This is a genomic window from Micromonospora sp. RL09-050-HVF-A (genome assembly GCF_019374995.1).
Lineage (GTDB): Bacteria > Actinomycetota > Actinomycetes > Mycobacteriales > Micromonosporaceae > Micromonospora > Micromonospora antibiotica.
The window spans coordinates 2645095-2669149 of the sequence record NZ_JAGKQP010000002.1 but is presented as its reverse complement, the minus strand read 5'-3'; the positions used below and the strand labels follow the sequence as shown (position 1 = coordinate 2669149).

21 protein-coding genes and 2 pseudogenes are annotated in these 24055 nt (G+C 69.1%); 11 read left to right on the top strand and 12 right to left on the bottom strand.

Annotated features, from left to right (window positions below; genetic code table 11):
* Positions 1–2: 2 nt before the first annotated feature.
* Complete coding sequence (locus J7462_RS11405) at positions 3–431, top strand: cytochrome c oxidase subunit 4 (protein ID WP_208568725.1); 429 nt, start codon at positions 3–5, stop codon at positions 429–431.
* A gap of 200 nt (positions 432–631) precedes the next feature.
* Here J7462_RS11405 and J7462_RS11400 read toward each other — a convergent pair whose 3' ends face one another.
* The 5 genes from J7462_RS11400 to J7462_RS11380 all read right to left on the bottom strand — a co-directional run bounded on the left by J7462_RS11400 (position 632) and on the right by J7462_RS11380 (position 4250).
* A complete protein-coding gene (locus J7462_RS11400) occupies positions 632–1042 on the bottom strand; it encodes a VOC family protein (RefSeq protein ID WP_219464036.1) in 411 nt (136 codons plus the stop codon).
* A 101-nt stretch (positions 1043–1143) separates the two neighbouring features.
* Entirely contained in the window at positions 1144–1350 is a 207-nt protein-coding gene (locus J7462_RS11395) for a hypothetical protein (RefSeq protein WP_219464034.1), read from the bottom strand.
* Between the two features lie 208 nt (positions 1351–1558).
* Positions 1559–2605, bottom strand: coding sequence for an anthranilate phosphoribosyltransferase (gene trpD / locus J7462_RS11390; RefSeq protein WP_219464033.1), 1047 nt, complete (start codon positions 2603–2605; stop codon positions 1559–1561).
* Positions 2606–2692: 87 nt separating this feature from the next.
* Entirely contained in the window at positions 2693–3088 is a 396-nt protein-coding gene (locus J7462_RS11385; protein WP_208568721.1) for a hypothetical protein, read from the bottom strand.
* Positions 3089–3263: 175 nt separating this feature from the next.
* On the bottom strand, positions 3264–4250 hold the full coding sequence (locus J7462_RS11380; protein ID WP_219464032.1) for a cytochrome c oxidase assembly protein: 987 nt from the start codon (positions 4248–4250) through the stop codon (positions 3264–3266).
* A gap of 108 nt (positions 4251–4358) precedes the next feature.
* Between J7462_RS11380 and J7462_RS11375 the strand changes: the two genes are divergently transcribed.
* From J7462_RS11375 to J7462_RS11355, 5 genes are all read left to right on the top strand, one after another.
* Complete coding sequence (locus tag J7462_RS11375; RefSeq protein WP_067314692.1) at positions 4359–4958, top strand: heme-copper oxidase subunit III; 600 nt, start codon at positions 4359–4361, stop codon at positions 4956–4958.
* Positions 4959–5030: 72 nt separating this feature from the next.
* A complete protein-coding gene (locus J7462_RS11370) occupies positions 5031–5864 on the top strand; it encodes a cytochrome c (RefSeq protein ID WP_208568719.1) in 834 nt (277 codons plus the stop codon).
* 67 nt (positions 5865–5931) lie between these two features.
* A complete protein-coding gene (locus tag J7462_RS11365; RefSeq protein ID WP_208568718.1) occupies positions 5932–7017 on the top strand; it encodes a ubiquinol-cytochrome c reductase iron-sulfur subunit in 1086 nt (361 codons plus the stop codon).
* Positions 7014–8639 carry a cytochrome bc complex cytochrome b subunit gene (locus J7462_RS11360; RefSeq protein WP_219464031.1) on the top strand — a complete coding sequence of 542 codons (1626 nt, stop codon included), beginning with the start codon at positions 7014–7016 and terminating at the stop codon, positions 8637–8639. Before J7462_RS11365 ends, J7462_RS11360 begins: the two co-directional genes overlap by 4 nt.
* A gap of 228 nt (positions 8640–8867) precedes the next feature.
* Positions 8868–9545 (top strand): DUF4142 domain-containing protein, encoded by a 678-nt coding sequence (locus J7462_RS11355; RefSeq protein WP_208568716.1) that lies wholly within the window; start codon positions 8868–8870, stop codon positions 9543–9545.
* A gap of 66 nt (positions 9546–9611) precedes the next feature.
* Here J7462_RS11355 and J7462_RS11350 read toward each other — a convergent pair whose 3' ends face one another.
* From J7462_RS11350 to J7462_RS11325, 6 genes and pseudogenes are all read right to left on the bottom strand, one after another.
* Entirely contained in the window at positions 9612–9899 is a 288-nt protein-coding gene (locus J7462_RS11350; RefSeq protein WP_208568715.1) for an Lrp/AsnC family transcriptional regulator, read from the bottom strand.
* A 111-nt stretch (positions 9900–10010) separates the two neighbouring features.
* Positions 10011–10625: a hypothetical protein gene (locus J7462_RS11345; RefSeq protein WP_219464030.1), complete on the bottom strand. Its 615-nt coding sequence runs from the start codon at positions 10623–10625 to the stop codon at positions 10011–10013.
* A 23-nt stretch (positions 10626–10648) separates the two neighbouring features.
* A complete protein-coding gene (locus J7462_RS11340) occupies positions 10649–11509 on the bottom strand; it encodes a sugar phosphate nucleotidyltransferase (RefSeq protein WP_219464029.1) in 861 nt (286 codons plus the stop codon).
* Positions 11506–12027: an NUDIX hydrolase gene (locus tag J7462_RS11335; protein ID WP_208568712.1), complete on the bottom strand. Its 522-nt coding sequence runs from the start codon at positions 12025–12027 to the stop codon at positions 11506–11508. The genes J7462_RS11340 and J7462_RS11335 overlap by 4 nt, the downstream gene beginning before the upstream one ends.
* A gap of 66 nt (positions 12028–12093) precedes the next feature.
* A pseudogene (locus J7462_RS11330) lies at positions 12094–13880 on the bottom strand (bifunctional (p)ppGpp synthetase/guanosine-3',5'-bis(diphosphate) 3'-pyrophosphohydrolase).
* 128 nt (positions 13881–14008) lie between these two features.
* Positions 14009–15766 carry a DEDD exonuclease domain-containing protein gene (locus tag J7462_RS11325; protein WP_219464028.1) on the bottom strand — a complete coding sequence of 586 codons (1758 nt, stop codon included), beginning with the start codon at positions 15764–15766 and terminating at the stop codon, positions 14009–14011.
* Between the two features lie 127 nt (positions 15767–15893).
* Here J7462_RS11325 and J7462_RS11320 point away from each other — a divergent pair.
* Positions 15894–17359, top strand: a pseudogene (locus J7462_RS11320) (NYN domain-containing protein).
* 144 nt (positions 17360–17503) lie between these two features.
* Here J7462_RS11320 and J7462_RS11315 read toward each other — a convergent pair.
* Positions 17504–17869 carry a hypothetical protein gene (locus J7462_RS11315; RefSeq protein ID WP_255597680.1) on the bottom strand — a complete coding sequence of 122 codons (366 nt, stop codon included), beginning with the start codon at positions 17867–17869 and terminating at the stop codon, positions 17504–17506.
* A gap of 252 nt (positions 17870–18121) precedes the next feature.
* Between J7462_RS11315 and J7462_RS11310 the strand changes: the two genes are divergently transcribed.
* The 4 genes from J7462_RS11310 to J7462_RS11290 all read left to right on the top strand — a co-directional run bounded on the left by J7462_RS11310 (position 18122) and on the right by J7462_RS11290 (position 23982).
* Entirely contained in the window at positions 18122–19372 is a 1251-nt protein-coding gene (locus J7462_RS11310; protein ID WP_219464027.1) for a helix-turn-helix domain-containing protein, read from the top strand.
* A complete protein-coding gene (locus J7462_RS11305) occupies positions 19369–19878 on the top strand; it encodes a flavoprotein (protein WP_219464026.1) in 510 nt (169 codons plus the stop codon). Before J7462_RS11310 ends, J7462_RS11305 begins: the two co-directional genes overlap by 4 nt.
* A gap of 700 nt (positions 19879–20578) precedes the next feature.
* Positions 20579–21378 (top strand): IS5 family transposase gene (locus tag J7462_RS11295; protein WP_374197572.1). Its coding sequence is split into 2 segments (ribosomal slippage): positions 20579–20908 and positions 20911–21378, totalling 798 coding nucleotides; the frame shifts between segments, so codons are not numbered across the junction.
* A gap of 156 nt (positions 21379–21534) precedes the next feature.
* Complete coding sequence (locus J7462_RS11290; protein ID WP_219464025.1) at positions 21535–23982, top strand: SIR2 family protein; 2448 nt, start codon at positions 21535–21537, stop codon at positions 23980–23982.
* The last annotated feature ends 73 nt before the right edge of the window (positions 23983–24055 follow it).

Here is a 24055-nt window from a genome sequence, read left to right as displayed (position 1 = left end):
GCATGAAGACCGAGTGGCGCATCTTCCTCATCATCGCCGGGTTCCTCCTCGGCGCGACGATCCTCTACGGCGCCTGGACGTACGGCGACTCCGGTGGCCAGGTCGAGTGGGTCGGCACGGTGGCCCTGCTGCTGTCCTTCCTGCTCTGCGCGATGTGCGGCGGCTTCTTCTGGTTCGTCTCCCGCCGTATCGACCTGCGCCCGGAGGACCGGCCGGACGGCGAGATCGCCGACGGCGCGGGCGAGATCGGCTTCTTCAGCCCCGGCAGCTACTGGCCGTTCGGCCTCGCGCTGGCCGCCGCGGTCGCCGGCCTGGGCCTGGTGTTCTGGCAGTTCTGGCTGCTCGGCCTCGGTCTGGTGCTGGTCATCGTCACCGCCTGCGGCCTGCTCTTCGAGTACTACTCCGGCACCCGCCGCACCGCCGAGCACTGACCCACCGGCCTGCTCGCGGCGAGCCCCGTTCGCCGCGTCAGCGCCCGGAGAGCCACCCGACAGGCCCGCCCCCACCCGGGGAGGCGGGCCTGTCGTCGTTGGGCGGGTGATCGACTCCAGGGGGCCGAAGTCGCGGTGTCCCCGGCGGGCTGATGCCGCTGTTTCGGCTCGGCCTGGGTGGATCAGGCCGGCTGGGTGGATCAGGCCGGCCCGGGCCAGACGGGTCCCTGGTCGGTCCAGGTGACACCCCTGTTGCGGCAGAGGCAGAAGGGGTGACCGACCGGGTCGGTGTAGACCCGCCATCCGTAGCCTTCGGGGCCGAGGAAATCCTGCGCCAGGGTCGCGCTGAGGGCCAGGACGCGAGCCTGCTCGGCCTCGATGTCATCGACCTCGAAGTCGAGGTGGAACTGTTTGGGGTGCTCGCCGTCGGGCCACTGCGGGGCGCGGTAATCCGTCACCCTGATGAAGGCCAGCTCGATCTCGCCGAACCGGATGCCGGCCCAGTCCCCGTCACTGCCCTCCCTGACCGGGCGACCCGTCACCGCGGCGTAGAAGGCCGCCAGCCTCATGGTGTCCGGGCAGTCGATGATGAAATCCGTGAGTCGGAGCATCCGGTGATCCTGCCACGCAACTGAGCAGGCCGGATCTCCCGACAGGACCAGGGAGCCGGCGGTGCCCGGCAGGGCTCAGGCCGCGTGACGACCGGCAGGGGTCAGGCCGCGTGACGACCGGCTGACGGGCGGCGGCGACGGTCGGTCAGGCGGGTGGGCTGGAAGGCGAAGGTGGCGATCAGCACCGCCGTGCCGCAGCCGGTGCAGAGCAGCTCGGGGCAGTCGGCACCGTGGCCGTCGGCGCAGGGCGGCATCTCGAACGGCTGAACGCCCTCGCAGGTGTCGCAGTAGAGCTCGCGGTCCGACACGGGCGTCTCCTCTCGTTCCGGAACCCGCCGATGGACATCGCCGCCATCACCGGAAACGGAAAATTACTCCCATGTAGTTTCCCACGCCCCTCCGACACTTCCCCGCCAGCCCCGCTAGCCCCGCCAGCCCATGCCCGGCACACCGCTCGGCCCGGGGGAGCAGGCCGCGCAGAACGGCGGGTCAGAGCGGGCCGCGCAGAACGGCGGGTCAGAGGGAACGGGCGACGTCGACCCAGCGGTCCAGGACGGCCGCCGCCGCCCCCGAGTCGACGGACTCGGCGGCCCGGGCCATGCCGGCGCGTACCGCCTCGGTGAGGTCACCGTCCAGCGGGGTCTGGGTGGCCAGCGCGACGGCCGCGTTGACCAGGACGGCGTCGCGGACCGGGCCGGTCTCGCCGGCCAGCAGCCGGTGGGCCACGGCGGCGTTGTGCGCCGCGTCACCGCCCCGCAGGTCGGCCAGGGTGGCCCGGGGTACCCCGAGGTCGGCCGCGTCCAGCACGGCCTCCCGGACGGTGCCCTGCTGGGCCACCCAGACCCGGGTCGGCGCGGCGGTGGTGAACTCGTCCAGGCCGTCCTCGCCGCGCATCACGATCACCGAGTCGCCCCGACGGGCGAAGACCTCGGCCATCACGGCGGCCATCCGGGCGTCGAAGCAGCCGACCGCGCCGGCGTGCGGCCGGGCCGGGTTGGTCAGCGGGCCGAGGAAGTTGAACGCGGTCGGCACGCCGATCTCCCGCCGGACCGGGCCGGCGTGGCGCATCCCCGGGTGGAACCGGGGTGCGAAGCAGAAGCCGATCCCCGCCTCGGCCACGCACCGGGCCACCTGCTCCGGGCCGAGATCCAGCGGTACGCCGAAGAACTCCAGCAGGTCGGCGGTGCCGCACAGCGAGGACGCGGCCCGGTTGCCGTGCTTGACCACGTGGACGCCGGCACCGGCCACCACCAGGGCGGTCATCGTGGAGATGTTGACCGTGTGGGCGAGGTCACCACCGGTGCCGACGACGTCGACCGAGGTGCGCCGCAACTCCTCCGGCAGGGTCACCGCCACCGAGTTGCCGAGCATCGCCTCGACCAGGCCGGCCAGTTCGGCCGGGGTCTCACCCTTGGCGCGCAGGGCGACCGCGAAGCCGGCGATCTGCGCCGGGCCGGCGGCGCCGGCCATGATCTCGTTCATCGCCCAGGTGGTGTCGGCGGTGGACAGCTCGTCGCCGCGCAGCAGCGCGTTGAGCAGGTGCGGCCAGGTCCGTTCGCCCATGATGGGCCTCCCGAGCGGGCGTGGGGTGCGGGTGGACGGGTGCGCCCGTCAACCCCGGGCGCCTGGGCGCCGCCGTGTGCTGCTGACTCAGGCGGCGGCGTGCGTACGCAGCAGCTCGGCGACCGTGGTGCCGGTGGTCACCGGGTCGAGCGGGTGCATCAGCACGCCGTCGACCTGCGCGTAGGAGGCGAGCCATCGGTCGGCGGCCCGGGCGATGACCACGCAGGTGGGCGGGGCGTCTTCCCGGTCGTCCTTGATCTGGCGGGCGATGCCGATGCCGCCGCCGGGGCTGGCCTCGCCGTCGAGCAGCATCAGGTCGATCTCGTAGTCGTCGACCAGCCGGACGCAGCCGAAGTAGTCGGACGCCTCGACGAACTCGATCGTGATCCCTGGGGCGGGACGGGTGCCGACGGCCAGCCGCATCCGGTCCCGGACCTGCGCGTCGTCGCTGTAGAGCAGGACGGTGCAGAGACGCTCGCTCATGCCGACACTCCGCTTCGCTCCGTGCCGTGATGAGGCACCGTCGCACTGAGCCTGACTCGCTCGCTGCGCTCACTCATGGGCTGTACTCCTCGTTGCTGCCGTTGATCGTACCGGGCGGTGTGGCGTACCCGACATCCCGCCTGCCGGCCCCGGGTCGACCGGGTGTCGCGGCAGCTCAGGATGGGGTTCCGGGGGCCGCGGCCGGGGTGGCGGCAGCCTCGGCGGCGCGGTCGCGGGCCTCCTGCCGGTCCAGCTCGCGGTCCACCCGGCGGGCCTCCCGCTCGGACTGCTTCACCCACTGCACCACCAGCACCGCGAGCATCGTCACGCTGACGAACTCCCCGCCGGCCCACAGGACGCCGCCAGCGACCACCTGGTCGTTCCACGGGTCGGACCAGGCCAGGTTGAGCGACGGGTACCAGTCGCCGCCGAACAGCGTGGTGCTCTGCATGATGGTGAGCCCGAGCACGGTGTGGAACGGCACCGACAGCAGCATCAGCAGCGCCCGCGCCGGGTACGGCCAGCGGCCGGGCAACGGGTCCAGCCCGAGCAGCGGCCAGAAGAACACGCAGCCGGTCATGATGAAGTGCGCGTGCACCAGTTCGTGCGCCCAGGCGTGTTCGAGGGTGTAGCGGTACAGGTCGGTGAAGTAGAGCGCGAACGGGTTGACCACGAAGATGGTGAACGCCACCAGCGGGAAGCTGTAGATCCGGGCGATCCGGCTGTGCACCACCGCCAGCAGCCGTTTGCGCGGGCCGACGGGCAGGGTGCGCAGCGCCAGGGTGATCGGTGCGCCCAGGGCCAGGAAGATCGGGGAGACCATCGACAGCACCATGTGCTGCACCATGTGCACCGAGAGCAGGGCGGTGTCGTAGGCGTGCAGGCCGCTGACCGTGACCGCGGCGATGCCACCCAGGCCCGGCCCGAGGAAGCAGACGGTACGGACCACCGGCCAGCGGTCGCCGCGCAGCCGGAGCCGGTGGACCCCGTAGAGGTAGAGGCCGGCGGCGAGGACCAGGCCCAGGGCGAGCCAGCTGTCCAGCCGGGTTTCGGTGAAGACCCGGGTGATGTCGAACGGCGGCGGTACCTCGACGCCGCCCGCCGCGAGGCCGGTGGGCGGGGCCGTCGAGGTGGCGGCGAAGATCGAATCGACGTGCAGCACGCTTTTCAGGCTAGGCCAGGCGAACCGGACCGCCACGATCGGGCCATCCCTCACCCGGGTTTGGCCCCCCGCTGATCGCCCGCCCCGGTCAAGGGCAATAATGACCGCGTGACTGCGGCCCCAGCCATTGACAAGAGCCGGATCCACTCTCTGACGCGGCCCAACATGGTCAGCGTCGGGACGATCGTGTGGCTCTCCAGCGAACTCATGTTCTTCGCGGCGCTGTTCGCGATGTACTTCTCGATCCGTGCGGCGGCGCCGGAGCAGTGGGAGAAGCACACCGAGGTACTCAACATCCCCTATGCGACCACCTTCACGGTGATCCTGGTGCTGTCCTCGGTGACCTGCCAGCTCGGTGTCTTCGCGGCCGAGAAGGGTGACGTCCACGCCCTGCGGCGCTGGTTCACGCTCACCTTCGTGATGGGCCTGATCTTCGTGCTCGGCCAGGCGAACGAGTACCTGACCCTGGTGCACGAGGGCGTGAAGATCAACGAAGACGGTTACGGGTCGATGTTCTACCTGACCACCGGCTTCCACGGCCTGCACGTGACCGGCGGTCTCATCGCCTTCATCATCTTCATGATCCGCACGACCATGGGCCGCTTCACCCCGGCCCAGGCCACGTCGGCGATCGTCGTGTCGTACTACTGGCACTTCGTCGACGTCGTGTGGATCGGGCTCTACGCCATGATCTACTGGCTTCAGTGATCTTGGCGTGTCACGTTCCGCGCCGCTGCTCCGTCCCCTGAGACAAGGTCCAACCGGTTAAGGACACAGGTCATGACTTCTGACAACGACCGCCGACGCGGTCTGCTCGCGCGCCTGCGCGGGCGGCCCGCGGCGCGCAGCAGGGGCCGCCGCCGGCTGGGCGCGGCGTTCCGGCTGATCGCCGCGTTGACGCTGGCCGGCGGCGCCTACACCGTCTTCGCCCCCGGCGTGCAGGCGCAGGAAAACCCGCCGCTGACCGGTGCCGCAGCCGAGGGTCGGGCGCTGTTCGACGTGAGCTGCGTGACCTGCCACGGCCGCAACGCCCAGGGCGTCGAGGGTCGTGGCCCGAGCCTGATCGGTGTCGGCTCCGCCTCGGTGGAGTTCCAGGTCAGCAGCGGTCGGATGCCGATGGCCCGGCAGGAGGCGCAGGCCATGCGCAAGCCGCCGGTCTTCACCGACGAGCAGGTCCGCCAGCTCGGCCAGTACATCCAGGAGCTCGGCGGCGGCCCGCAGGTCCCGCAGGGCAACCTCCGCGAGGGTGCCAACCTCGCCACCGGCGGCGAGCTGTTCCGGATCAACTGCTCGCAGTGCCACGCCTTCGGCGGCGGCGGCGGCGCGCTCTCCTCGGGCAAGTACGCCCCGAGCCTCGCACCGGCCAGCGACGCGCAGATCTACGCCGCGATGCTCAGCGGCCCGCAGAACATGCCGGTGTTCGGCGACAACCAGATCACCCCGGAGCAGAAGGCGGACATCATCGCCTACATCCAGGAGTCCCTGAAGGCCGACCAGGACCAGGGTGGCTTCAACCTCGGCCGGTACGGCCCGTCCACCGAGGGTCTGGCGATCTTCCTGGTGGGCATCGTCGCGCTGGTCTTCGCGAGCCTGTGGATTGCGGGCAAGTCGTGACCCAGCGGATCGTCAACAGCATTGCCGTGGTGCCGTGCGCCGGCACCGCCCGTAGCGAGGTGACGGCATGAGCACCCAGACCGAGCAGCACGCCCCGCAGGGTCGGGAGCCGCTCGACGTCCACGACCCCCGGCTCTCCCGGTTCGACATCGTCACCGAGGGCGCCCGCCGGGACGACATCGAGATCGTCCACTACGAGGAGCAGGTCGTCCCGGGCAGCAAGGCCGAGCGCCGGCTGACCCGTACGGTCGCGGCGATGTTCCTGCTCACCGGCCTGGCCGCCACCGCATTCCTGGTCGTCTACATCTGGTGGCCCTGGGAGTACGAGCCGGGTCGCGGTGGTGACAAGTGGTACACCCCGCTGCTCGGCCTCACCCTGGGTGTCGCCCTGCTCGGCATCGGCTTCGGCATCCTCACCTGGGGCAAGAAGCTGCTGCCCAAGGAGGTCTCGATCCAGGACCGGCACGACGGTCCCGGGTCGGCGGAGGACCGGAAGATCACCGGCGAGACGATGCTCTACCTCGCCGACGAGATGGGGGTACGGCGTCGTCCGCTGCTCGGTGTCTCGCTGGTCGCCGGCCTGCTGCCGGTCGGTGCGGTCGCGGCGGCCCCGCTGGTCGGTGGCCTGATCTCCAACCCGCACAAGAACAACCAGATGTTCACCACCGGGTTCGCGCCGGCCGACGGCAAGAAGATCCGGCTGGTCCGCGAGGACGGCCGGCCGATCCGGCCCGCCGACGTCAGCACCGGTGGTCAGCTGACCGTCTTCCCCGGCATCGAGCACGGCGTGAGCAACAAGCACGCCGACTCGCCGACGCTGCTGATCCACCTGCGGGAGTCCGACGCGGAGAAGTCCCGGCAGGCCAACTCGCGGGTCGGTCACGGTGACTACATGTGGGGCAACTACGCGGCGTACTCCAAGATCTGCACGCACGCCGGCTGCCCGGCGAGCCTGTACGAGCAGCAGACCAACCGGCTGCTCTGCCCGTGTCACCAGAGCCAGTTCCTGATCACCGACAACGCCCGTCCGGTCTTCGGCCCGGCGAGCCGGCGGCTGCCCCAGCTGCCGATCGAGGTGGACGAGGAAGGCTTCTTCGTGGCGAAGTCCGACTACACCGAAACCGTCGGCCCCGACTTCTGGGAGCGGCCATGAAGCGCCGAAAGTTTGACGTAGCAGCGGTGCCGGGCAAGGCCGCCGGGGGAGTGGACGACCGCTTCCAGGTCGCCACCCCGTTGCGCAAGCTGCTCAACAAGGTCTTCCCGGACCACTGGTCGTTCCTGCTCGGCGAGATCGCGCTCTTCTCGTTCGTCGTGCTGCTGCTGACCGGCGTCTTCCTGACCTTCTTCTACGAGCCGGCGATGACCGAGGTGGTCTACAACGGCAGTTACGCCCCGCTGCGGGGCACCCCGATGTCCGCCGCGTACGCCTCCAGCCTGGACATCTCGTTCGATGTCCGGGGTGGCCTGATCATGCGGCAGATGCACCACTGGTCCGCGCTGCTGTTCATGGCCGCGATCGTGGTGCACATGATGCGGGTCTTCTTCACCGGCGCGTTCCGCAAGCCGCGGGAGACCAACTGGATCATCGGGTCGCTGCTGTTCTGGGTCGGCTTCCTCGCCGGTTTCTCCGGCTACTCGCTGCCGGACGACGGCCTGTCCGGCACCGGCCTGCGGATCGCCTCCGGCATCATGCTGTCGATCCCGGTGATCGGCTCCTGGGTCACCTCGTCGATCTTCGGCGGTGAGTTCCCCGGTGAGATCATCATCAGCCGGTTCTTCATCGCCCACGTGCTGCTCATCCCGGGTCTGCTGGTCGCGCTCATCAGCGCCCACCTGGGCCTGGTGTTCAAGCAGAAGCACACCCAGTGGCCCGGCCCCGGCCGGACCAACGACAACGTGGTCGGCGAGCGGATGTTCCCCCGCTACGCGCTCAAGCAGGGCGGCTTCTTCATGGTCGTCTTCGGCGTGATCGCGCTGATGGGCGGCCTGTTCCAGATCAACCCGATCTGGTACTTCGGCCCGTACGAGGCGTGGGTGGTCTCGGCCGCCAGCCAGCCCGACTGGTACGTCATGTTCCTCGACGGCTCGACCCGACTGATGCCGGCCTGGGAGATCAACATCCCGATCGGCAACGGGTACGTCATCCCGCCGCTGTTCTGGCCGACGGTCGTCCTGCCCGGCATCCTGGTCGGCCTCTCCACGCTCTATCCGTTCGTGGAGGCCCGGCAGCTCAAGGACTACCGGCACCACAACCTGCTCCAGCGGCCCCGGGACGTCCCGGCCCGGACCGCGGTGGGCGCGATGGCCGTCGCCTTCTACATCGTGCTGACCCTCTCCGGCGCGAACGACGTGATCGCCGACAAGTTCCACATCAGCCTGAACGCGATGACCTGGGCGGGCCGGATCGGCCTGCTGATCGTCCCGCCGGTGGCGTACTACGTCACCTACCGGATCTGCCTCGGGCTCCAGCAGCACGACCGGGAGGTGCTGGCCCACGGCGTGGAGACCGGCATCATCCGCCGCCTGCCCGACGGCCGGTTCGAGGAGGTCCACCAGCCGCTCAGCGCCGGTGACGGCCACGGGCACGGCGAGTTGGACTACGTCGGCTGGGTGGTGCCGAAGAAGATGAACCGGCTCGGGGCGCTCGGCCCGGCGATCCGGGGCTTCTTCTACCCGATCGAGAAGCCGGTCGAGGCACCGGTCTCGCCGGGGCACCCGCCGGTGGAACCCCGCCCGGAGCGGGAGGAGATCGGCAGCGGAGATTCCCGCCGCTGACCTGCCCGTACCACTCGACCGAGGCGCCCGCCGGAGGATTCCGGCGGGCGCCTCGTCCGTATCCCCGGCCCGCCTCGTCCGTATCCGCTCCGGTGCGGTGGGGGCGTGCGGTGCGGTGTCCGTTTTCCGGCCGGCGGGCCGGCGCGGCCGGACCCCAACGGGTGGAAAGCCAGGATTAACCCTCGCCAGTCGGGTATCCGTGCGGTCCACCGAAAACGGGGAGGAAACATGTTGGGTATCAAACGCCTGGGACTGCTGGCCACGCTGGCGGTGGTCGGCCTGGCACCCGCGGCTGCCGCGCAGGCCGCCGCGCAACCGTCGGCGCAGGACACCCAGTACCTGCAGGCGGTGCACCAGGTCAACCTGGCGGAGATCGTCACCGGGAACCTGGCCCAGAAGAAGGGGCAGAACGAGCAGGTCAAGCAGTTGGGGCAGCAGTTCGTCACGGATCACACCCAGCTCGACCAGACGGTGCAGAGCACCGCGCAGCAGCTGAACGTGACCTTGCCGAACGCGCCGACAGCCGATCAGCAGAAGGTGATCGACAAGCTCAACGGCCTCAAGGGCGCCGCGTTCGACAAGGCCTGGGTGACCGCTGAGCTGGCCGGTCACGTGCAGGCCATCCAGGCCACCCAGACCGAGATCTCGCAGGGCTCCGAGCAGTCGGTGGTCCAGTTGGCGCAGGACGCCCTGCCGGTGTTGCAGGCGCACTACGACGCGCTGGTGGCCCTGGCCCAGGAGTTGGGCATCCCGGTCCCGCAGACCAGCGCCAGCGGCACCGCGAGCCCGGGTGGCAGCGGTACGCCGGCACCGGGTGGCACGACCGGGTCCCCGACCCCGGGCGGCGGCACGGAGTCGCCGGAACCGGGCGGCACCACCGAGACGCCCGTTCCGGGCAACAGCTGACCTCTCGTACCACCTGATGGTGGCCGGTCCCCAGGGGCCGGCCACCGTCGCCTGTCCGGGCGTCGGTCAGTCGGCGCTGGCCAGGCCGATCGCGAACGCCTCCTCCAGGTCGTGCTGGGAGTACGCGCGGAAGGCGATGTGCGACTCGGTGTTGAGCACCCCCGGCACCTTGGAGATGCTGCCGGCGATGACCTGGGCGATCTGCTCGAACTCCCGGACCCGGACGATGGCGATCAGGTCGACGTGTCCGGCCACCGAGTAGACCTCGCTGACACCGGGCAGGTTGGCCAGGTTCTCGGCCACCTCGGGGATCGAGTCGGTGGCGCAGTCGATCAGGACGATCGCGGTGATCACTGGACGATTCTCCGTTCGTCGTGCCCGGCGCGACGCCGGCCTGGTGTCGTCGACCATGCTAGTGCCGCCCTCGCCGCCCGCGGGCGGCCCTCCGGTGGACCCGGCTGCCGGTCAGAGCAGCATGGTGCGCGGGTCGGCGGCCATGGCGCGCAGCCAGGCGGCCGCCTCCGCCGCCCCGGGACAGCGGGCGGTGTCCAGCGCGGCGGCCAGGGCGTACATCTCGGGCGGCGGGATGAGCAGGCTCTCCCTGCTGCGCAGCCCCAGCTTGACGGTGCCGGAGTCGGCGGTGACGGTGAGCACCGGGGTCCGGGTGACCGCGCCGGTGGCGACCAGCGAACCGTCACTGGAGACGCCGGTCTGCGCGACGGCCGCCGCGTGCAGCGACACCGACCGGGCGGCCCGCAGGTCGACGCTCTTCGTGGTGAGCCCGACCACGGTGAGCCGGCTGCCCTCCAACCAGGCGCCGCTGCGCACGATGCTGGTCACCAGCAGGCCGATGAGGAGCAGGACCAGCCCGGCCGACACCAGCGCGGCGATCGCCGGCACCGCCGCGCTGCCCGAGGTGTCGTTGCCGCCGGCCGCGTTGATGCCGGTGCCGATGAAGGCGCCGACACAACCGCAACCGATAGTCAGGATGACACCCAGCACCAGCAACGAGACGACCCGACCGGTACGGCTCGACCGGTAGCCGACCGACAGGGGGATCCGAGGCACGGAGGGCTGCATGCTGGTGATTCTGACACCGGTGATCAACGTCCGCCTGGTGGGGCGGCGACGGAGAGCCCGTCGTCGGCCCGGATCGCGTCGCGGAGCCGTTCGTCCGGGCCGACCGTCGCGCCGGGCCAGACCACCACGCGCTCCACGTCGCCGCGTACCACCGCGCAAGCGCCGACCACCGCGTGCCGGACCCGACCGGTGACGGTGGCGTCCGGGGCGATCAGGGCGTCGTCGCCGGCGGCGTGCAGGTTGGCCGCCAGGTAGTCGGCGGGCGTGCCGGTGTCGAAGAACGTGCCCGGGTACGGCACCACGGTCAGCTCGCCGGCCGCCTCCGCCGGCCGCCACACCGCGCGGACCAGGTCACCGAAGCTGGCCGGCAGCTCGCGCACCCGGTGCCAGGGCAGCAGGGAGAAGCCGGTGAAGACGTGCCCGTCGAAGGTGCCGGGCGCGCGCGGGTCGGGCGCCGGCCGACCCAGCAGCCGTACGGAGTGGAAGTCCCACCCGGCCAGCAGCGCCGCGATGTCGGGGCCGGGGGCGGCCCCCGGATCGGCCAGGTAGGCGTCGGCGTTGCCGACCAGCACCCCCCGACCGGCGATCCAGTCCCGCAGGTTGCCCAGGCCACCGGCGGTGCCCAACGGGTCACCCGGCTCCACCGACAGGTGCGCCCGGTCGCCGACGTGCGCCACCACCTGGTCGGCCAGGTAACAGGCGTTCACCGCGACCCGCCGGGGCCCGGTCAGGCCCAGCCCGGCGAGCCGGTGCAGGGCCCGGTCCAGCAGCGGCACGTTGCCGACCGGGCAGAGCGCCTTGGGCACCCGGGCGGTGAGCGGGCGCAGCCGGGTGCCCTCACCGGCGGCGAGCACCACCGCGCACAGGCCGTCCGGGGCGGTCACGTCGTCGGCTGGCCGGCCTGCGGCCCGATGCCGTAGTGGCCGAGCAGGTTGGCGGTGGCCCGGCTCAGCCGGGGCAGGTCGTCCAGCGGGTGCCAGGCGGCCTCGAAGACCTCCGCGCCGTCGACGGCCAGGGTGGTGGTGGCGGCGGGCACCTCCGCCTCGAAGACCATGTCCACCCAACCCCGGGTGTGCACCACGGCGTTCGGCACGGCCGGGCGGAGCTGCTCCGGGGCGAGCCGGACCCCGGACTCCTCGTGCAGTTCGCGGGCCGCGCCGACGACCGGGGTCTCACCGCGTTGGAGCAGGCCGGCGGGCAGCGTCCAACTGTGCCCGGGGGGTTGGCGCAGCAGCAGCAGGCGGCCGGCGCCGTCGGCCCCGCTGTCCCGGACCAGGGTCACCGCGCCGACGACGTACTTCGGCCCGGCGAGCCGGACCAGGCGACGCCGCACCGAGACCGGCAGCCGGTAGAAGACCTTGTACGCCACGGCCCGGCCGGTGGCGCGGGAACGGAGGATCATCGCTCCAGGCTAGGCCGTCGGCGTGCTGCCGTGGGGTGCGGGGCGACCGGTCACCCGGCCAGGGACTCACTGTCGATGGTCGACCAGGTCGATGAGCTGACGGACCACGGTGTCCGGTTCGACCGCCCGGTCGAAGACCGCGACCAACAGGGTCTCCAGGTCGGGGTAGCCGAGCTCCTCCGACAGCCGCAGCAACGGCAGGTCGCTGGCCAGCCCCCGGTTGTGCGTACGCAGCGCCAGGCCGATGGTGGCCCGGCCGAGGCGGACCTTGTCGGCGATGGAGATGCCCGGCTCGACGTGCTCGGTGAACCAGCGGCTGATCTGCATCTGCGCGTGCGGCGACTTGACGAAGTCGAGCCACTCGCGGCGGGGCCCCGGGGGGCGACGTCCGCCTCGAAGCCGCTCGCGACGCTGCTCTCCGAGTAGATCTCCACCACGTCGCCCTCGTCCAGTTCGGACGCCAGTGGGGCGAGCCGGCCGTTGATCCGCGCGGCGAGGCAGTGGTCGCCCCGCTCGGTGCCCAGCTCGTAGGCCAGGTCGATCGGGGTGGCCCCGGCCGGGAGCACCACCTGCCGGCCGTCGGCGACCACCTGGATCTGCGCCTCGGCCAGGTCGCACCGCAGCGACTGGAGGAACTGGGCCGGGTCGGGGGCCTCCTGCTCCCAGTCGAGCACCCGGCGCAGCCAGGAGAGCTGGTCGGTGTTGCTGGCCCCGGTGGCGGCGCGGGGGAAGCGGAAGTCGGCGGCCACGCCGTACTCGGCGCAACGGTGCATCTCCCGGGTGCGGATCAGCACCTCGACGGTGCGGTTCTGCGGGCCGCAGACGCTGGTGTGCAGGGAGCGGTAGAGGTTGTTCTTGGGGGAGGCGATGAAGTCCTTGAACCGGCCGGAGACCGGCCGCCAGCGGCCGTGCACCGCGCCGAGGGCGGCGTAACAGTCGGTGGCCGGGCCGTCGACCACGATCACGATCCGGGGCAGGTCGTACGGCTGGGCGTGCCCGCCGGCCACGGTGTCCTTCCAGATCGAGTAGAGGTGCCGGGGGCGAACGCTCACCTCGGCGTCCACCCGGCTGCGGCGCAGCGCCACCTTGGCCTGGGCCACCACGTCGTCGAGGTAGGCGTCCCAGCCGGGCCGGTCGTGCACGTGCCGGGCCAGCCGGGCGTGCTCGTCGGGCTCCAGGTGCAGCAGCACCACGTCGTCCAGGTCACGCTTGAGGGTCTGGATGCCGAGCCGGTCGCAGAGCGGGACCAGGACCTCCTGGGTCTTGCGGGCGATCCGCTCCCGGGAGGCGGCCGAGCGGACCCCGAGGGTACGCATGTTGTGCAGCCGGTCGGCCAGCTTGATGATCAGCACCCGGACGTCCTTGCCGGCCGCGATGATCATCTTGCGGATCGTCTCCGCCTCGGCGGCCTTGCCGTAGAACGCCTTGTCGAACTTGGTCACCCCGTCGACCAGGTGCGCCACCTCGTGGCCGAAGTCCTCGCTGAGCGCCTGGAGGGTGTAGCGGGTGTCCTCCACCGTGTCGTGCAGCAGCGCCGCGACCAGGGTGGTGGTGTCCATCCCGAGGTCGGCACAGATCTGGGCGACCGCCAGCGGGTGGGTGATGTAGGGCTCGCCGCTCTTGCGGAACTGACCGCGGTGCATGTTCTCGGCGATCGTGTACGCCCGGCGCAGCACCGAGGCGTCCGCGCTGGAGTGGATGCCGCGGTGGGTACGGACGAGCTGGGTCACCGGGTCGGCGTCGTTGGCCGGCCAACTCAACAGGGACCGGAGCCGCCGGGCCAGGGGCAACTCACCCGGCTGGGCCGGGAGCGCACCCCCCAGGGCGGCGCCGTGTCCGGCGTCGACGTCCACGTGGGACACCTCCTCACCCCGGCTCCACGGTCACCGTCACCGGCAACCGGAAGCAGGCCCACGAAACGGGCAGGACTGCACTCCCTTAACAGACTAAGCGAGGCGAGGTCGTCCGATCGGTCACTTGCTCATGGGCGTTCGGTCGAGAGTTGGTGGGACCCGCCGCCCTCAGCCTTGACCAGCAGGTCACGGAACCGCCCCGCGCCGGCCACCGGGGACGACCAAACGGACGTCATCTCCACCAGCCGGGTCTCCGGTCGCTCCAACCAGGACAGGATCCGCTCGGTCTCCTCGGCGGTGGCCCGGGGCACCGGCCCGTGCCCACCCGGTTCCACCGTCTCGGCGGTGGCCCGGATCGCGGTGATCGTCGGTCGCGGATGGACACCCGGCGGGGAAACCCCGGCACCGGCGAGCCGCCCGTACCGGACCAGCGCCAGCTCCCAGCCACCCCCGGTGGCGGGTCGGGCGGCGGCCACCTCGGCGATCCGGGTCAACGCGGCCAGCCGCTGCATCCGGACGGCGGCCCGCAGCACCGCCGCCAGCCGGGACCGCACCACCGCCGCCTCCTCGTAGCGCTGCGCCGTCGACAGCGCCTCGATCCGGGCCAGCAGGGCGTCCACCACCACCTGCGGGTCACTGGTGGTGGCGGTGCGGAACGGCGCGACGGCGCGGTCGTCGTACTCCTGCGGGGTGATCCGGTGCTCGCAGGGTGCCGGGCAGCGGCCCAGCTCGGCCAGCGCGCAGGCCGGTGTGACCGTGCGCAGTGAGAGCCTGTGCGTGCACTGGCGCAGCGGCACCGCGTCGTGGAACCCGGCGGCGGCCAGCTCGGCGGCCCGGGTGGAGCGGAACGGACCCAGGTAGGCGGTGTCACCGGGGGCCAGGCCGCGCACCACCGACAACCGGGGGTACGGCCCGCCGGTGAGCTTGAGCCACACCATCCGTTCCGGATACTTCGACCGCCGGTTGTACGGCGGCGCGTGCGCGGCGATCAGGCGCAGCTCGCGCACCTCCGCCTCCAGCGGGTGGGCGCACTCGACCGCCTCCACCCGCTCGGCGGCGGCCAGCATCTCCGACATCCGGGCCCGCTTCTCGGCGGCGGTGAAGTAGCTGCGGACCCGGGTGGCGATGTCGCCGGAGGTGCCCACGTAGAGCGGCCGGTCGTCGGCGGCCCGGAAGATGTAGACCCCGGGTGCCTTGGGCAGCCCGTCGGCCAGGTGCCGCTTGCGCCGCTGGGTGGGGGTGACCGCCCGGGCGAACTCGATCGCCTCGCCGACCGTGTCGACCCGGTGCCCGCCGAGCCGGGCGATCAGCCCGTGCAGCACGTCCACCGTCGCCTTGGCGTCGTCCAGCGCCCGGTGGGTGGGTTGGGTGGTGGTGCGGAAGTAGGCGGCCAGGGTGCCCAGCTTGCGGTTGGGCACCTCGTCGCGGCTGAGCACCCGGCGGGCCAGCGCCGCCGTGTCCAGCACCCGGGGGTTGGGCCAGCGGTAGCCGTGCTTCGCGCAGGCGGCCTTGAGGAACCCGACATCGTAGGGCGCGTTGTGGGCCACCAGCACGGCGTCGGCGATGAACTCCAGGAAGCTCGGCAGCACCTGCGCTATCGGCGGGGCGGGGACCAGCATGGCCTGGGTGATGCCGGTCAGCACGGTGATGAACGGCGGGATCGGCACCCCCGGGTTGACCAGGGTGGCGAGCACCCCCAGCTCCTCGCCGCCGCGCACCTTGACCGCGCCGATCTCGGTGATGCCCCCGCCGTCGGGTGAGCCGCCGGTGGTCTCCAGGTCGACCACCACGAACGTCGTCGCATACAACGGCAGGGCCGGATCGACGCCGCCGGCCGACTGGTCCAGGCCGGCCAGGGTCTGCTGGACGTACTCCCCAGGTGCCACGGGCGGCAGGCTAACCGTTCGGTGCGACACTCCCGTCACCGCAGCCCCAGGGGCCCCTGCCGGCATAGGATGAGAGATCGGCTCACTCATCCGGCGGTGGGCCCGGTCGCGGTGGGAGACTTGCCCCATGCCCCTCACCGAGCCGTACGACGACCACCTCCCGGAGGAGGGGTCGTCCGTCGCCGCGCCCGAGGCCGGCGGGGACTCGGGTGCGGGGCGCCCGAGCCCGAGCCCATCCTGCCGGAGCCTGAGCCCATCCTGCCCGAGTCCGAGACTGGTCTGCCGGAGCCGGAGCCCACCCTGCCCGAGCCGGTCCGGCAGCGGATCGTGGCGCTCACCGCCGCCGTCCTGCCCGGTCTGCCCGCCGACGAGGTGCCGGTGCCGCTGCGCCGGGTGGCGAAGTTCGCCCCGAACCGCCGGGCCCGGCTCGGTGGTTCGGTCATCGCCGCCCAGCTCACCGCCGACCCGCTGTTCCGGCAGCGGGTCACCGCCCGGGTGCTGGCCGACGCCGGTGACCTCGGCGCGGCCGTGGTCGAGGGCACCGCGCCGGCCGCCGCCGACCCGGTCGAGGTGGCCGCCCTGGCCTACCTGGTCCGACCCCGGGGCTGGCGGGAGCTGATCGACGCCAGCGGCGCGGCGGTCCGTGCCGAGGCGGACAGCGCGGTCGTCGCCGAGCTGGTCCGGGAGGCCGAGCAGCGGGCCACCCGGGCCGAGCACGACCGGGCGGTGGCCCGGGTGGAGGCGGAGAAGCTCCGCGACGAACTGGCCCGGGTCCGCGAGGAGCTGGGCCAGCTCCGGGAGGAGTCCCGGCAGCTCCAGCGCAGCCTGCGGGAGACCCAGACCCGGGAACGCCGGGCCAACGAACTGCTCGCCACCGAACGCGGCCGGGCCACCCGGGCTGCCGCCGACAGCGACGCCGAGCTGCGCCGGGCGCGGGCCCGGCTGGCCGAGGCCGAGGCGGCGGCCGGGGTGGCCAAGGCCAGCGCCAAGGAGGCCCGCTCGGTCGACGACGCCCGGCTGTGGCTGCTGCTGGAGACGATCGGCCAGGCCGCCGTGGGGCTGCGCCGGGAACTGGCCCTGGACCCGGTGGACAAGCTCCCCGCCGACTTCGTGGCCGACGCCTTCACCGACGCCCCGGTCACCGCCCAGAGCGGGCCGGCCACCCGCGCCCGGGACACCGACGACCCGGCCCGCCTGGACCAACTGCTCGCCCTGCCCCGGGCGCACCTGGTCGTCGACGGTTACAACGTCACCAAGCGCGGGTTCGGTGAGATGTCCCTGGAGCAGCAGCGCAAACGGCTGATCACCGGGCTCGGCGGGATCGCCGCGCAGACCGGTGACGAGGTGACGGTGGTCTTCGACGGGGCGGAGCGGATGCACGGCCTGCCGCCCACCCCGCGCGGGGTGCGGGTGCTCTTCTCCCGCAAGGGCGAGACCGCAGACGAGCTGATCCGTCGGCTGGTCCGGGCCGAGCCGCCCGGCCGCCCGGTGGTGGTGGTCTCCTCCGACCGGGAGGTCGCCGACGGGGTACGCCGGCATGGGGCGTACCCGCTGGGCGCGGATTCGCTGCTGCGCAGGCTCGCCCGCTCCTGAGCGACGCGGACGGCGTCGGTGCGGTGGCCGTCGACCGGGGTGTACGGGCACCGTCTCGGCGGCGAGCGCGCCGAACCGGGCGGGCGCGCTGCGGTACCCCGTGAGGAGGACCGGGCGAACGTCCGGTCCGGGCTGGCCGCAGTGTCAGCCGGGGATCTCCGGGGCCACCGCCCGGCGCACCTGGGCGATCCGTTCGTCGGGCAGGTCCGCCGCCCAGCACACCCCGACCAGGTAGTCACCGATGCGCCGGTGCTGCTCCTCGGACAGGCCCAGCCCACCCCAGGCGTCCGCCGGTTCCCCGGCGAGCGCGGCGGTCACGCTCGCCGTCAGGTGCGCGGCCAGCCGAACCCGATCCACCCCCACGAGGTACGGCGACAGCTCCGCATCCGCCGTCACCAGATGCAACCAGCGGCGGACGATCTCGGCCGGTGTCATGCCGCAGGTGTCCTGCCCCGGCTGGCCGTCGCCGGGTGGCCGGTCCCCGTCGGGGATGTCTGCCCTGGTGGTCATCGTGTCTGCGCCCCTGTGCGTCGCGGAAGGTGGACGGACACCGGGGCGGGCGGGGACGAGGTCGTGTCGTTCGGGTCGACACCACCCCGGAGCCCGGCACCCGCCCCGGGTCATGCATCCCAGCGTCGAGGGGAGCCGGACCAGCAACCACAGCACCCGAGGAGCCGAATTGACGCATCAATGTGGCATCTGCGTACCCGCGAAATCGACAGATGGTTACTACAGTGACGGCAGGTGAAGGGAGTTCGTGGGGTGGCTCTGAAGCGACATCGGCTCTGCCAGCGACGTAAGGCGCTTGGCCTCAGTCAGGAGCGGTTGGCCGAGTTGCTGGGCGTGGAGCGGTCTACCGTGGTCCGTTGGGAGAGCGCTGAGACGGACCCGCAGCCCTGGCATCGAAGTCGGATCGCTGCGGCAATGCGGGTTACGCTCGAACAGCTCGACGAGATGCTCGTCGACGTCTCGGTAGCGCCCCCGCGAGGTCAGATCATGGGAAACGGAAACCCGGCTCCATCCCCCGAAACGGCCCGAACGGAACTCCTGACCGGCCTACGGGCGTTTCTCGGCAACTACGTTCCGGTACACCAGACAGAGCAGGTGCGTGCCGTCGCCGAGGTACGGCGGGACGTCGGCAGAGTCCACCATCTTTACCAGCGCGCAAGCTACAGCTCGGCGGCTCGGCTCCTGCCGGAGCTGCTCGGCCAGGCCACCGAGCTGGCGATTCACGCGCCCGGGGGTGATCGCGCCCAGGCGCTCCGATTGCTCGCGGCTGCCTACCTCGCTGCCTCGAAGCTTGCCGTCAAGGTCGGAGATGGCCATGCTGCCCTGCTGGCCGCCGATCGCGCCTCCACCGCTGCCGGCCTCGGGGGTGATCGTCCATTGGCAGCAGTCGCCGCCTATCAGGCAGCGTGCGCACTTCTTCGTCTGCCCGGACGGACGGGTGATGCGGAGCAGGTTGTGCAGACCACCGTTGACAATCTCTGCACCCAACAGACGAACGTCAGTCCGGACCTCCTTTCCGCGCATGGCGCGCTGCTCCTCCTGGCCGCCGTGATGGCTGCCGGCCGCCGGGACACGAAGGCAGCCGGGTGCCATCTCAGCGAGGCGGCAGAGCTTGCGACGCAACTCGGGTCAGACGGCAACCGTCTCTGGACCGGGTTCGGGCCGACGAATGTCACCATTCACGCCGTCTCGGCTGCGGTCCGCGCAGAATTGCCGGAGCGGGCTGTGGAAATCGGAACCCGACTGGAGACCTCTCGCCTTCCTGTGGTGCTGGTCGGCCGGCGAGCCCAGGTGCATGTCGACCTTGCTGCCGCTGCCACGATGGGCACGGCAGACAGGTCGGCCGCGACACTCCACCTCCTCGAAGCAGAACGGGTCGCCCCCGAGACCGTTCACACCAACATCCAGGCGCGCATGCTGTTGGTCGACCTGCTGTCGAAGGAGCGGAAAGCTGCGACACCAGGGCTTCGACCGCTGGCGGAACGGGCGGGAGTGCTGGTGTGAGTGACAAGCCAGTCTTGGCCCTCATCGTCGCTGCGGCACCACCCGCCCTGCGGATCGCTGAACTCATCGACCTACTGATCAGTGGCGGGTGGACGGTGTGTGTCACCGCCACGCCCACCGCCGCAACCTGGATCGACCGGGAGGCCCTGGCGCGACAGACCGGGTACCCAGTCCGGGTCGAGTGGCGGCAGCCCGGTGACCCGGAGCCTCATCCAGCGGCCGACGTGGTCGTGGTCGCGCCAGCCACTTTCAATGTCATGAACAAGTGGGCACTCGGGCTCAACGACAATGTTGCCCTCGGCATCCTCAATCAGGCGCTCGGTGCAGGGCTGCCGATCTATGCCTTCCCGAACGTGAATGCGCAGCTTGCGCGGCACCCTGCACACAATTCCAGCTCCCAACTTCTCGCTATAAATGGTGTTAACATCACCCCATTCTTGGCAGAGTTCGACTGGCAAGCTGTTGTTCACGCCGTTCAAGAAGGACGCGGGGCTATGGGCAACTGAGCCATTCCGCGCAACGTTGCGGTTGCTGTCTGAAGTGGGCAAGACGCGTAGAAAGTCCGAGACGCGCCGGATGGCCACGGGCTACGTAGAAGCGGCGCAGAACCTCGATAGGAAGGTGGGCTCCTACAGCTCAACTTCATGGAAGTCCTGCGCCGACGATGAGTGTCACATACACCGCCGTCCTGCAGGTACGCGAACATCGTGGACGTACTCGCCGCACTGCTCACCACCGAACGCGTCCGCTGCGGCACCCATGCTGGAACCCGTTCTCTGTCATGTCGTGACCAAGCCCACGCCCGAGATCCTGCCCGCCCTCACCAGTGCAGGCTCCGGCCTGCGCTCCCTCGGCAATCTGGGCTACCGAAGGCGAGTCCAGTGCGATCACCGTCGCGTTCAAGAAGCCGAAGAACGGCAGGCTCAATCTTGTTCAGCGGCAGCTCAACAAGGCCCACAACAGCTGCTCGCCATCGGCGAACGCGGCAACTCGCTGCTCAAAATGACCTTCAAGCGCTGCGTAACGTCAGCCTCAACCCCTGGGGGATCGGCAAGATCGTCGCCGCCGAGCTGGTCGTGCTCCACATTGAGCACGACCGCACTACATTATGACCGTTAGTAGTCAGAACTTTGCGCGAATAAGAGCGCGTCTCGGGTGGCGGTCGGGTGATCTTCGTGGTAAATCACTCCTATTGTGGACAAGCGGTTGGTCCAGCAGTGGGTGCCTGACGAGTTGTGGGATCTGGTGGACCCCTTGGTCCCGCCTCGGCGTCGGCAGGGTAGGGGCACACCGCCCCTGGACGCGCGGGCGGTGTTCGCGACGATCGTGTACGTCCTGACCACCGGCTGCGCGTGGCGGCATCTCCCGCCCGGATTCGGGGTGTCCCGGGCCACCGTGCACCGTCGGTTCACGGCGTGGACGGCCGCCGGCCTGTGGCGCCGGCTGCATATCGCAGCCTTGGACCAGTTGGGCGCGCAAGGACTGATCGACTGGTCCAGGGCAACCGCCGATGCCGCCTACGTGCGGGCGAAAAGGGGGGTCTGCTGACCGGTCCGAGTCCGGTCGACCGGGGCAAGCCTGGCAGCAAGATCCACGCCTTGTCCGAGCGTGGCGGACTGCCGCTGTCGGTGGGGGTGTCGGCGGCGAACACCCACGACAGCCGCTGGCTGGAATCCCTGGTCCAGGCCATTCCCGCCGTCAAGTCCCGACGCGGACCCCGCCGCCGACGCCCCGAAAAGCTGCACGCTGACAAGGGCTACGACTACCCCCACCTGCGGCGCATGCTGCGCCAACGTGGCATCCGACCCCGCATCGCCCGCCGGGGCATCGAGTCCCCGGACCGCCTTGGCCGGCACCGGTGGGTGATCGAGAGGACCTTCGCCTGGTTCACCGGCTACCGCCGTCTGACCATCCGTTACGAACGCGACCCCAGCCTGTACTGCGCATTCGTCACCCTCGCCGCCGCCGTGACCTGCCACAAGCGCTACCTCAAACTCGCCACCTGAGACGTCCTCTAACAGAGAGCAACACGGCAATGTGCGGGCCAGCCGCCAGTAGATCTGTACCTTAGCTGCCGGATTGGTGGCAGTTGAGTAGGAATCGTCTTCGGCTTCTCTCGCCGCACATGATAGTGCACAATAGACTTCGTGCACCTATTGGGATTGAGCAAGAAGGAAAGCGGCGTGGCGAGAGACGCTGCCCGCTCAGGGAGATATCAGCTTCTCTTAGGCGCGGGTGCCAGTGTCGGTGCCGTGAACTCCTTCGGTCCGCTGCCTTTAGCTAGTGGTCTCGTGGAGATCTTGGCAGAAGAATACCCAAGCGCCCCCATTAACTCGAAAGGAACTTTGACTCGCGCTTATCAGCGAGCCGTTAAAGTTTCTTCTACGGAGCACGTCTGGGGGACGCTAAAGAGGATCTTCTCCGGGGCAAGTCATGATCCGTGGTTCGTGGAAATGACCCAGTTGCCCTGGAGGCGTGTCTGGACACTGAACATCGATGACGCCTTCGAAAATTCCTATCGATCCCGGGCGGGTAAGTCAGATAGAAAACTCAGTATAATTGATTGGCAGGATGCCTATTCGGACACTGGAGACTTGCAAGTAGTGCATCTGCATGGACATGTGCATGGGTTAAATCCAAGCAAGCTAGTATTCTCATTCTCCGAGTATCAGACGGCGGCACAAGCCCACCCCGTATGGGATCAGGTGCTGTCTGGAGTTGTTGGCTCTGAGCCTTTTGTGGTGATCGGTGCCAAAATGTTGGAAGATCCGGACATCGAAGCACTGCTGATGAACAACCCACCGCGAGGTCTTGCGCCCTCCTTTGTTGTGGATCCGTGCATTTCTTCGGATAACAAGTGGGAACTCGAAGGGCTCGGTTTCAGAGTCGTTAAAGAAATGCCTTACGATTTTATCGATGCCTGGCGTAGCTCATTTGGGCTTACAGAAGGCGAACTTCATGCTTTGAGGCAATCGCATGCGTTGTCCATTCCTCAATTTTCTAAGCTGCAGACGAATGTCTTTAATCCTCCGCCCAGCGGACATGATTACTTCGGCGGAGATGCTCCTCTGTGGTCAGACGCAGTAGTTGGACATATCGCGGGGCTTGATTGGATGGCGTCCGTGGTATCTGGCGTACGAAGTTGGGCGCTAGAGGCAGAAGGTTCTGAGAAGGACCAAACGCTTCATATTGTCTATGGGGAGAGGCTGACCGGAACATCATCTGGACTTTATGCTGTTGCCCGGGAAGCTACTAAAATGCACGTTGATCCCTATATTTTCGATAAGTCATCGCGTTGGGACGTCGAGTTGATGGTGGACCTCGCGCGGCAGCGTCCGACGCTCCTGTTACTAGATGGTGGACGCGACTTTGCGGATGACGTTGACCGCACCCTAAAGCTCGCTGTTGATGCTGGAGCGCGTCTTTATATCGTGGTTTCTGAGACATTTAGCAATGTGCTTCGGCTTGAAGGGCGGCTGACTGGTTCATATTTCAAGGATGTCACCAATGTGCCAAATCGCCTCGTGCGAGCTGGTGCCTCCTCTGTGGTCAAGGTTTTGGAAAAATTCGGCCGTCTTGGATCGCTTGAGCTGAAGGATAGAGGAGAACGTCAAAAGAACTTCATGGGGCGAGACATCTTCTCGTCGATGATGGATGTTGAGTATTCTCTTGGCTTCAGGAGGCGCTTAGAAAACGAACTGAACGCCGTCGATGTTGGTTGGCGCTTGGATCTCATATTGTTATTGGGTCTGGCTGCTCAAGTAAATCGCCCGGTGGGCCTAGTGGATGCGTCGGTCGCTCTCGGAATATCGGCGGATCTAGTCGGTTCCGCAGTAGATTCGGAAGAACATTTTTCTGCGCTGGTGGAGAGCGTAGAGGGGCGGCTGCTCGCCAGGCAGCGAGATCGTGCTATCGAGCCCGTCATTAATAAGCTTGGGCGATCTGTGGCTCTTAGTAAGGTCTTAGGATTTATCCAGCGACTCGCTCCTATGGCTAGCCGGGCAAGCCTGCAGAAGAGGAATCGTGTTCCTCTCTTAGTCGCACACCTGATGACTGGCAAAAATCTACAGAAGACATTTCCTGGAGAGGATTTGGATTCGTTTTATGAGGCTCTGCGGCCAGTATTTGGTGATTGGAATGGGCGCTATTGGGAGCAGCGTGCTATTTATGCCAAGTCAAAGCTTGATTGGGCTCGTGCTGAGTCCTTCGCGGGGCGATCCGTATCTCTCTACGAGGATGCCTACACGCGAACGACTTACGGAACGATTTTGATAAATAGAGCCGAAAATCTTGCTGCAATTCAGGATCAGGCTTGGCGGTCATACTATGAACGGGGACAGCGCGAATTGGACCTGGCGCAGTCACTAGAACCTGGCAGCCGTGTTACTGCTTTCGCCTACCTGAACTCGACCCTAGCGTTGTTGGAAAAGCTCCTCCTCTATCCGCGGGGCGAAGGTGACGATTTTTCCTCCGTCTCGGCTGACTGGACGCAAAGGTACGCGGTACTTCGACTGAGTTTGACCGGGGAGCAGCATTTACAATCAGTAAGTCGCGCAGAAGACCTGAGTCAGAAATGGGAAGGGGTTCGCTTGAAGGGTTTAGTTCGGTAGGAAGGTGACGCGGCTTATTCAAGTAGGCTGAGCGGTGCGTTCCTCGGTCCATGAAGTGAGGTATCATTGCCCC